13 protein-coding genes and 1 pseudogene are annotated in these 9,116 nt (G+C 59.0%); 5 read left to right on the forward strand and 9 right to left on the reverse strand.

Features of this window, described 5'->3' with window-relative positions:
• The coding region (locus GIY56_RS18675) for a hypothetical protein (RefSeq protein ID WP_230312618.1) at window positions 1–183 on the forward strand (183 nt) is incomplete at its 5' end.
• On the opposite strand, the gene GIY56_RS17565 is transcribed toward GIY56_RS18675, so the two are convergent.
• Window positions 184–1,389 carry an IS256 family transposase gene (locus GIY56_RS17565; protein WP_154766151.1) on the reverse strand — a complete coding sequence of 402 codons (1,206 nt, stop codon included), beginning with the start codon at window positions 1,387–1,389 and terminating at the stop codon, window positions 184–186.
• A 143-nt stretch (window positions 1,390–1,532) separates the two neighbouring features.
• Between GIY56_RS17565 and GIY56_RS17570 the strand changes: the two genes are divergently transcribed.
• Window positions 1,533–1,949: a hypothetical protein gene (locus GIY56_RS17570; protein ID WP_154766152.1), complete on the forward strand. Its 417-nt coding sequence runs from the start codon at window positions 1,533–1,535 to the stop codon at window positions 1,947–1,949.
• Window positions 1,950–1,984: 35 nt separating this feature from the next.
• Here the strand turns inward: GIY56_RS17570 and GIY56_RS17575 are convergent, their stop codons facing one another.
• The 5 genes from GIY56_RS17575 to GIY56_RS17595 all read right to left on the reverse strand — a co-directional run bounded on the left by GIY56_RS17575 (window position 1,985) and on the right by GIY56_RS17595 (window position 4,583).
• Complete coding sequence (locus GIY56_RS17575; protein WP_154766153.1) at window positions 1,985–2,254, reverse strand: hypothetical protein; 270 nt, start codon at window positions 2,252–2,254, stop codon at window positions 1,985–1,987.
• 87 nt (window positions 2,255–2,341) lie between these two features.
• Window positions 2,342–2,626, reverse strand: coding sequence for a hypothetical protein (locus GIY56_RS17580; RefSeq protein ID WP_154766154.1), 285 nt, complete (start codon window positions 2,624–2,626; stop codon window positions 2,342–2,344).
• Window positions 2,627–2,740: 114 nt separating this feature from the next.
• Window positions 2,741–3,346 carry a hypothetical protein gene (locus tag GIY56_RS17585; protein WP_154766155.1) on the reverse strand — a complete coding sequence of 202 codons (606 nt, stop codon included), beginning with the start codon at window positions 3,344–3,346 and terminating at the stop codon, window positions 2,741–2,743.
• A gap of 208 nt (window positions 3,347–3,554) precedes the next feature.
• Window positions 3,555–4,019: a helix-turn-helix domain-containing protein gene (locus GIY56_RS18980; protein WP_154766156.1), complete on the reverse strand. Its 465-nt coding sequence runs from the start codon at window positions 4,017–4,019 to the stop codon at window positions 3,555–3,557.
• A gap of 12 nt (window positions 4,020–4,031) precedes the next feature.
• Window positions 4,032–4,583 (reverse strand): helix-turn-helix transcriptional regulator, encoded by a 552-nt coding sequence (locus tag GIY56_RS17595; RefSeq protein ID WP_328288592.1) that lies wholly within the window; start codon window positions 4,581–4,583, stop codon window positions 4,032–4,034.
• A 396-nt stretch (window positions 4,584–4,979) separates the two neighbouring features.
• Between GIY56_RS17595 and GIY56_RS17600 the strand changes: the two genes are divergently transcribed.
• Both GIY56_RS17600 and GIY56_RS17605 read left to right on the forward strand, forming a co-directional pair.
• Window positions 4,980–5,276: a type II toxin-antitoxin system RelE/ParE family toxin gene (locus tag GIY56_RS17600; RefSeq protein WP_154766158.1), complete on the forward strand. Its 297-nt coding sequence runs from the start codon at window positions 4,980–4,982 to the stop codon at window positions 5,274–5,276.
• Between the two features lie 3 nt (window positions 5,277–5,279).
• On the forward strand, window positions 5,280–5,576 hold the full coding sequence (locus GIY56_RS17605; protein ID WP_154766159.1) for an addiction module antidote protein: 297 nt from the start codon (window positions 5,280–5,282) through the stop codon (window positions 5,574–5,576).
• A gap of 162 nt (window positions 5,577–5,738) precedes the next feature.
• Here the strand turns inward: GIY56_RS17605 and GIY56_RS17610 are convergent, their stop codons facing one another.
• Both GIY56_RS17610 and GIY56_RS17615 read right to left on the reverse strand, forming a co-directional pair.
• Window positions 5,739–6,296, reverse strand: a complete 558-nt coding sequence (locus GIY56_RS17610) for a hypothetical protein (RefSeq protein ID WP_154766160.1) — start codon at window positions 6,294–6,296, stop codon at window positions 5,739–5,741.
• Entirely contained in the window at window positions 6,293–6,559 is a 267-nt protein-coding gene (locus GIY56_RS17615) for a hypothetical protein (RefSeq protein ID WP_154766161.1), read from the reverse strand. Before GIY56_RS17615 ends, GIY56_RS17610 begins: the two co-directional genes overlap by 4 nt.
• Window positions 6,560–6,715: 156 nt before the next feature.
• Between GIY56_RS17615 and mobQ the strand changes: the two genes are divergently transcribed.
• A complete protein-coding gene (mobQ, locus tag GIY56_RS17620) occupies window positions 6,716–7,981 on the forward strand; it encodes a MobQ family relaxase (protein WP_154766162.1) in 1,266 nt (421 codons plus the stop codon).
• A gap of 410 nt (window positions 7,982–8,391) precedes the next feature.
• On the opposite strand, the pseudogene GIY56_RS17625 reads toward mobQ, so the two are convergent.
• Window positions 8,392–9,047 (reverse strand): annotated as a pseudogene (locus GIY56_RS17625) (IS5 family transposase); the annotation flags it as partial.
• Window positions 9,048–9,116 lie beyond the last annotated feature (69 nt).

The raw sequence follows: 9,116 nt of genomic DNA on the forward strand, positions 1-9,116 counted from the left end.
GAAAACCATGATTCATACTTTCAGGTCGAAGGGAATCCCGTGCGAGTCAGAGAGCAAGGCGTTTGGTATAATACCACCCCTGTCGTAACTGGCTTTGAAAATATCGATCATAGCGCACCAGGAGACATAAAAGGGTCACGTCCGTCAAGCTGGTGTAATTTCCCAAATGGCCTGAAGGCATGATCAGGCGGCTTTCGTGGTTATGCTGAGAATGGGGTCGATCTCCTCCTTGTCGATCTGGGCGAATGCCTCGACCATCATGTAGCGGCTTGATGTCTGCCACTCGTCGTTCTGCTCGAAGAGCACAGCACCGATCAGGCGCATGATGGAGGCTTCGTTGGGGAAGATCCCGACGACATCGGCGCGGCGCTTCACCTCCTTGTTCAGGCGCTCTATCGGGTTCGTGCTGTGCAACTTGGTGCGGTGCTGGCGGGGGAAGGCCATGTAGGCCAGCACGTCGTGTTCGCTGGCATCCATCAGGTCTGCCAGCTTGGGCCACCGAGCGCGGAGCTGCGCCGCGACATGGCGCCAGGTCTCGCCAGCGTGCTTGCGGTCGGGCTGCTCGAAGGCCTGCCGGATTGCGGCGGCGACAACCGTGTGCTGGCCTTTCGAGACATGAGCCAGAGCATTGCGCATCCAGTGAACGCGGCACCTCTGCCAAGTCGCTTCAAATACGCGCGCGATGGCACCTTTCAGGCCAGTATGAGCGTCGCTAATCACCAGCTTCACCCCATCCAGGCCGCGAGCCTTCAAGGAGCGCAGGAAGTCGGTCCAGAAGGCCTCGGCTTCCGATGATCCGATGCCCAAGCCAATGATCTCGCGGCGGCCCTCAGTGTTGGCGGCGACGGCTATTATTGCCGCGACGCTGACGATCCGACCACCCTGGCGCTGTTTGAGATAGGTGGCGTCCAGCCAGACATAGGGCCAGTCGCCGGTGAGCGGCCGGTTCAGGAACTCTCCGACCCGCTCATCGATGTCCTTGCACAGCTTCGAGACGGTGCTCTTCGAGATGCCACTCAGTCCCATGGCCTGCACCAGATCGTCGACGCGGCGGGTCGAGACGCCGCTGATCCAGGCTTCCTGGATGACGGCCACGAGCGCTTGCTCCGAGGTCTTGCGTGCCTCGAGGAAGCCGGGAAAGTAAGTGCCCTGCCGCAGTTTCGGCACCCGCAAGTTCAGCGTGCCCAAACGGGTGTCGAGCGAGCGATCTCGATACCCATTGCGCCAAGTCGTGCGGTCGCCGTTGCGTTCATGGCGCCCAGCACCGATCAGGCCGTCAACATCGGCCTCCATGATCAGTTGAAGGACAGCCTCGGCGATGCTGCGCAGCAGATCGCCCTGATCATGCTTTTGTAAAAACTCTGACAGGTCCATGTTGGTCTTGGTCATCGGGGTCTCCGTGGGTCCGTGGTTGAAGTCGCCAAACTCCACCTCGACCATACACCTCGATGGCCACCTGAGATTACACCGAGCGTGCCGGTGAAATTACACCACGCCCGTGGACGCTACCCATAAAAGGCTATATCTATTCCATGTCTACTGCGGTTGGATTAAATAATAGCGCAGTTGAAGAACTTGATGAATGGATAGCTGGAAACCTAGTTATGTTCTCTCCTGAACGCCACGTCGCAGTTCGTGTCCCTAATAATTTGCAGGGTGCAATTACGCCTCTTTTGTATCCTGAGCAAGGGATATTATATTTGGTGTTCAACAATGGTGAAGTATCTGCGAGCTTAATAAAATCAAATAATGTTACACAAGAATATAAGGGGTTAAAATATTACAATAGAGGTCAATACTCTCTGAGAGTAGGGCCAGCTTCAGCGAAAAACATTGAAGAATTTTCTAATTATTTTCCAGAGTTGGTCAGAAAATCTGAGGGTATTGTGACTGAGTGGTGGCCTAGCGGAGTACAACGCAGCAACCTAACTTCAATCTCTTTTGAATAATGAAATGGTTGCGCATTGAAAATGCGCCCAAGGCCCTAGACGATCCTTCGCTTGACCCATAGCCGCATGAGCAGGGCTGCTGCAGTTACGACCTCGCATTGCAAGGCGGCCATGGTCAGGATGTAACCCGAAATATCACCCTCGATCCGTCCATAAATTCTTAGTCCCAAGGCTATCAGAATGGCGATCAAGGCAATGCCGTTCATCAAGCCAAGCGCTTTTCCTCTTGGTAATATGATTGCTGTAACTGCAACCGGGATTGACCAAGCGGCCCCGAAGGCAAGGGAAAGGAAGAAATCGTTCATCAAGCTCATACAGTCCTTTGTTTCAAGTGTCTGCAATGGGCATCAAAGATCCACTGAGCCCACTTCTGCTCTTTGATGCTCGATCTCCTAAGGCACCAGTAGCAACGCGAGGATCATGGAAAAGCTTAAAACAGCAGAGACCAGTGACATTAAGATAAATCCTGGACGGCGGCGTGCTTCTAACCAGTCGCCTGGATCAAGTATACTTCCATATGTTAGCAGGAAATGGATCTTTGATGACCGCTTTCCTCGGGAAGCCCGCGATCTGACATAGGCTGGATAATGTTTTTTCCAGAAGATCGCTTTGGCAGCCGCCTCACCCAGCATGTAGATTATCACCACAATAGCTATGACCGTGAGCAGGATCTCCATACGCCTGCCCTGCCTTTCTTTCCAAGTGTCTGCAAAGGACTCAAAGCCCCGCCCCTGCCTGCCCTACAGCCCGCTCTGATCTGAGCGGGCAGGCGGGGCGCGATAGGTCATAGATTAATTGCCGCTCGGATACTGTGGTGCCATCGCTTTGTTTGGCTCGCGAAGCTGACCACGACCCGCTCTGTTCATTGCCTGAGCAATGGAAATATTGATGTTGCGAGGCATGACGAATGGCACCCCCGCGATCAGGTTCAATGGATCGCCATCAACAATTTCATCTCGATTAAGCAGGTAGTACGCGGCCATGTCGCACTCCCACTGCCCTCCATTCTGCCCAGTTAGAGGATTTAGAGAGTTCTCGCCGTAGAGGAAGCACATCTCTAATCCATAACGCGCCATTTGCAGCTTCCAGCGTCCTTTTACGACGGCGACATTGTCGGGATACCACAAGAATGTCTGGCCATCTGCTGCCAGATATTCGATCTGGGTTCCATGTGCGTTCCAGACCTTTGTTGTGGTGTTTGATAAAAACTGCTGCACGGCGGCCGGGTTCTTGGCCATCTCGTGCGTCTGTTCTGCAGCAGCCCGACGTGCAGCGATCTTCTGCTGCCTGAAATCGTCGGCTGGGGAACAGGCGGAAAACAGAAGAACAATGCCAAGGAGAACAGTAGGGCGGAACATGTGCTGGTCCTTTTTTTGAATCTCGATCAGCAAACCCATAGGCATCATTTTTGCAAGCCGTTGATGCTCCCAAGGCTGATTGCAAGTTTCTTGACTTGCTTGTCTTCTAGGAGCGCCTTGCGGGTGCCCGTCCGGCCACAGCGGCCCCCTCGTCGCACAACCTTCGCGCGATCTCGGCCCTTCCCCCCTCCTGGCCCATAAGACCCGTTACAAACTGGTGCAGCGCCCACAGGTTGAGCGGAAGGGCCTAGAAGGGCCACCAGCGGCGGCGGCGGGAAGGGAGGGCTGGCGGTACTGATGGTTCAACCAGTCGCTCCGCCATATTGCGCCAACGATCACGGTCCAGTTCTGCCGCTTGGGCACGATCCTCAGCTGCACGCACTAAGGCGGCACGATCTTCGAGCCGTGCTTCCAACTGGGCAATTGTAGCGCGGGCCGCTGCCAGTTCCAAAGTCGTTTCGTCTTGGGCAGGTACTTGGACGGAGTAGGCAAGTACCTGGGCATCAGGTGGGCGTTGCCCAGTGGGCGCACAGTGGGCGTTTGCCCATTCTTCAATCGCTTGTGGTGTAATCTTCCAATGGTTCCGGTTGTCTCGGAAAGCCTTTAACTCTTGCGCTTCTATAGCGCGCATCACAGTCCTGCGGCTTGTTCCCGTCGCTTGGGCAACTTGGGTGGGAGACATGGGCACAGAAGTGGGCAACAGAGTGGGCATGCGCACTGGGCATCAATCCTCTCGCCCAGTGGCAGGTAGGGCAGGCTCCATCCCCTCGAAAAACGGCTGCGACACAGGCGGAAGGCCTTCTCCTGATGGCAACTGTACTTCGCCAGGGAAGAGATCAGGTAGGCGATATAGTTGAGGACCTGAAAGCGTATGCTCTGATTGGTCGTCAGCATCTGCGATAATTTCGGCAGAAAATCTCGATAGACGCAGATTGTCGCGTTTATCTGCCCATGCAACCCGATCATTAAGCACATAGGCGCATTCCCGACCTGCACCTATTTTGACCACCTGAATCCAATTCCCTTCTGAAAGGTCTTCAACAGCTCGACGGACGGTGCGGTCTGACACTCCAAGCGCTTTTGCAACCGTCTTTTGCGGAATAACCACCGCGTTATGGTATCCTACGTTCGCAGCCAGATAGTGCAAAACGGCAGATGCTGCGGGACGCTTGATTGAGAATTTTGCCCATGCCTCATGCGTGGCACGATCAGTCTGGATGAATGTCCCCCGCAACGGTGGGCGTCCAATGTCCGAGGGTGCGGAAATATCTGTCACGGCTTGTGCCTCTGTTGTCACAGCTTGTGACAAATGATTATCGAGGGATCCTGATTAGTGCAAGCGTTTGTCACGATATGTGACAGACCCCGGACACCCATGTCCTAACCCCCGGACATCTGACGACACTATCCACAGGCTAAGCCATTGAAATAATTGATTCCATATTTTTGCCCTTCTTATGATCTATACACGGAGGTTCCGGCGCGGCGATGGTCGCCGTGAGTGGCCGCCCACGAGCAGGCGAACGGCGGGCAGCGCTGGGACGGAACCGACATAAAAACTTGTCCGAAGGACACATTTTTTGCGTCTGTTCCGCTTTGCTGTGCTGTCAGCAGCTAAGAACAAGGGATCACCTATGTTGTTAGGGCAGCACTTGATAACTATAGTTGTCGCATGACTGAATTGATCCGTAGTGCAACCTTTGATCGTTGGCTTTCAGGGTTGCGTGACCGCCGGGCGGTTGCCCGGATTGCTGCCCGCTTGGATCGCCTTGCTGGCGGCAATCCAGGGGATGCGCAGCCTATTGGCGACGGAGTGTCGGAGCTGCGGATCAACTATGGGCCAGGCTATCGGGTGTATTTCATTCAACGTGGCCCGGTTCTGATCATCCTGCTGTGTGGGGGCGACAAGTCCTCGCAAGACAGGGACATCAAGCAAGCCAAGGTTTTGGCCGAACAGTGGAAGGGTTGAGCCATGACGGAAGAACAGTTTGCCCGCTACGACAGTGCCGACTACCTCAAGACCGAGGAAGACATTGCCGCCTATCTCGAAGCCGTCATGGAGGAAGGCGGCGACGATCCGGCCTATATCGCCCGTGCCCTTGGGGTGGTTGCCCGCGCCCGGAACATGACAGCGCTTGCCCGCGAGGTCGGCATGAGCCGGGTGGGGCTGAACAAGGCCTTGTCTGGTGAAGGCAACCCGACGCTCTCCACTGTCTTGAAGGTCGCCAAGGCACTCGGGCTGAAGGTGTCGATCCAACCTGCGGCGTGATCCCCATAGGGCATCAGTTCAGGTCAGGTTCGTTCAGGGGGATTTTCCAGCCGAGCGACGCGAACTCGTAAAACACAACACAAAGGCCGCTCGGCTGATGGGTTGGTTATGCCGGAAGCTGACGCACCCGGAAACTTGTCCAAATGTACAATCACAGGTTGATCATTCCTGTCCTGGCGGCGTGTCGATCCAGAAGGCACAGAACTTGTAGCCGTTGATATTGGTCTCGACGCTCCCGCCTGCCGCTTTGCAGAAGATGCGTGGGCTCTGCCCGAACTTGGACGCATCGGCGCGCCCCTGCAGCAGGAACATGGTCAGGAGGCCCAGAGCGAAGAATGCAGCGCCCACAGAGGCCAGCCAGACCCAGAACCCGCCGAACCACCTCCAGGCCTCTCTGCGAGCCTCTCCGGCGGCCTTGCGGAGGTCACCCGCTGCCTTGATGCTTTCGAGCTGTGCTGTGCGGATGGCCTCCTTGGCGCCTTCCGAGGCCGCGTACGTGGTGTGCTGGCGCAGATCGAGGGCGGCGGTGGCCAGGCTTTGCTCGATCCTCTGCTGGAGCGCCGGGCCGACCTTGGCCATGCGGTCGAGGCCCTGGGCCACCACGGCATTGAGCTTTTCCGCTTCCTTGCGATCCAGGCTGGTCCGCTGGAGGCGTTCGATATCGTTGCGGGCGAGGGTGATTTCATCAACCAGAGCCTGGAAGGGATCCTTGACGCTCATGGCTCACCCGTCCCGGCGCTTTGCGCCTTGGCATCGAGTTCGGCCAGCAGTCCCACCAGTTCCTTTTGATCGACCTCGCGGGTGACGGTCTTGCGCAAGGTGGCAGCCATCCACCGGGCGATCTTGGGATCCTTCAAAGCCTCTGTTGTGACCACCGCTCCGACAATGATCTTGCGGCGGGTTTCCGATGCCTTGGCCCTGGTTCTAAGACGGTTCAGCCGGGCCTGCGCCTCGGCAATCTGCTGATCAATGGTCCGCGCCATTCTGCAATCCTTCGGTCTCCTAATGGTTGCAATTCTGGCCTCCTAGCTGCTACGGTGCAAGACACGAAGTGCCCACTTATACAAACGCTACGCGTTTGTGTGGGCAAAGGGGATGTTGCACTCCCCTTTGAACCCCTGGCTTGAGCGCGACACGGAATGGCGATCTATCACCTGCGGGCCACGATGATTTCCCGCTCGACCGGGCGCAGCGCCACCGGCGCTGCCGCCTATCGTTCCGGCGAGCGCATCCACGATGAGCGTACGGGTCTTTCCTTCGACTACCGAGCACGCAGCGGTGTCGAGCATGTCGAGATCCTCGCCCCCGAACGATCGCCCGAATGGGTCCGGGATCGCGCTGCGCTGTGGAACGCGGTCGAGCGGGCCGAGACGCGCAAGAACAGCCAGGTCGCCCGCGAGATACGCGTGGCGCTGCCGGCCGAGCTGGACCAAGCGCAGCGCATCGCGCTGGTCCGCGACTTCTGCCAGCGGTCCTTCGTGGACCGCGGCATGGTCGCAGACATTGCCTTGCACGCGCCGGGGCGGGAGGGCGACGAGCGCAACCACCATGCGCATATCCTGCTGACCACCCGCGAGATCGGCCCAGAGGGCTTTTCCACCAAGAACCGCGACTGGAACGCGGTTGAGATGCTGGAAGGATGGCGTGAGGCATGGGCGCGGGACAGCAACCGCGCCCTTGAGCGATGCGGCCATGAGACGCGGATCGACCACCGGACGCTAGAGGCGCAGCGCGAAGAAGCCCTGGAACGCTCGGTGCAGGCGCGGGAGCGGGGCGACGAGGCCCTGGCCCTGCGCGAGACGGTGCGGGCGGTGGAACTGGACCGGAGGCCCCTGCCGCATCTGTCGCCCGGGGCTTGGCAGTTGAAGGAGCGCGGCGTCGAGGTGGCGGCGGTGCAGCTGTGGCGCGAGGTCAAGGCGCAGGCCCTTGAAGTGGCGCGGGTGGCGGAGCGGCTGTCGGGCCAGGTGCGGGAGTGGCTCGGGCGGACGATGGAGCGCTTGACGCCCGGGCATGAGCTTGCCCATGCTAGCCCCGATCGCGGCGCAGTTCGCGACGAGGGACAGGATCTGGCGTCTGCCCGCCACGGCAGGCGTCAGACACCTGATCACACCCGGGATAGCCGTGCCGACCTCGCAGCGCAGCTGCGGGCAGTCTGGGAAGCCCATCAGGATCGACCTTCCCCAGACCGTAGCCCGACGCGGGAGCCGGAAAGCGCCAGGAGCCTGGCCGAGCGGTTGCGCGAAGCGGCGCGGAGCATCGACCTGGATGCGGCGGCCGAACGCGCTGCTAGTTTGCAGCAGGAGCGCCTGGACAAGGAGCAGCAGCGGGAGGCCGAGCGCGTCAGGGAGCAGGAGCGGGTCCGGGAGCGGCGCGGGCATGACCGGGGTTGGGATCACGAACTCTAGGCTCTCGCTCCCGCCCCTGCCTGCCCTACAGCCCGCTTTGATCCGAGCGGGCAGGCAGGGGCTAGTGACAGCTTTGCGGACGAAGCGGACGCTCAGGGCAAAATCAAGTAAGCGATCAGCAGGAATGCTCCAGCCACTGCAAGGCTTCTCAGCCAAGTATTCATCTTCCCGAGTTTCCCGTAGGAATCCCAATGAATGCGTTGGATGCGCTTATAAGCACGCACGGCTCGATCGACGAACGAGTGCAGCCATGAAGCATTTTTGTCCGGGTCAAACACAAGGCGAATGTAGCACGGCTTTGAGTAATGGCTAAGGGCTCTTCGCATCGATATCGCTTGGCGTAGGACCGCAACTCGTGGACGAAGCGGTCCCTCGTTCTGCCAGAGCATGAACCCTAACCCTTAGAACACCTAACAAAACCTCTTGATCTGGTTGATGCAGATGAGGGCGCAGCCGAGTATGACGAAGGCTTCGTGAATGTCGGCGCGTCGCTCGTAACGGACGGTTAGGCGGCGGAAGCGGTTGAGCCAGGCCAGCGTGCGTTCGACGACCCATCGGTGGCGGCCCAGCCTTTCGCTGCTGTCCACCGTCCGCCGAGCAATGCGCGGCATGATCGCGCGGGCCCGGCATTCAGACCGGCAGCGGTGACTGTCGTAGGCCTTGTCGGCGTGAAGCTTGCTGGGCCGCTTGCGCGGACGGCCACGACCGTGGCGCACCCCCGGCACGGCGTCGAGGGTGGGCGCCAGCATCAGGCTGTCGTGCCGGTTGGCCGGGCTCAGGCGCACCCCGAGCGGTGTGCCCCGGCGGTCGACCACAAGATGGCGCTTCGTCCCCGCCTTTCCGCGATCCGTTGGGTTCGGGCCTGTCTCGGCACCCCCCTTTTCGCCGACACGGAGGCGCTGTCGAGAGACGCGCGGCTCCAGTCCAGTTGTCCCGCATCAGAAAGGCGCTCCAGAAGAACGCGGTGAAGCCTGGTCCAGACGCAGGCTGCCTGCCAGTCACGCAGCCTGCGCCAGCAGGTCATGCCGGAGCAGCCGAACTCAAGGGGCAGCATCTCCCAAGGAATGTAACCGCCCGATTTCCACCGCCTGCCTGAGCGTGGGGTGATCGGCTAAGAGACGTGCATAGCGACGTC

Source organism: Paracoccus lichenicola (genome assembly GCF_009708075.1).
Lineage (GTDB): Bacteria > Pseudomonadota > Alphaproteobacteria > Rhodobacterales > Rhodobacteraceae > Paracoccus > Paracoccus lichenicola.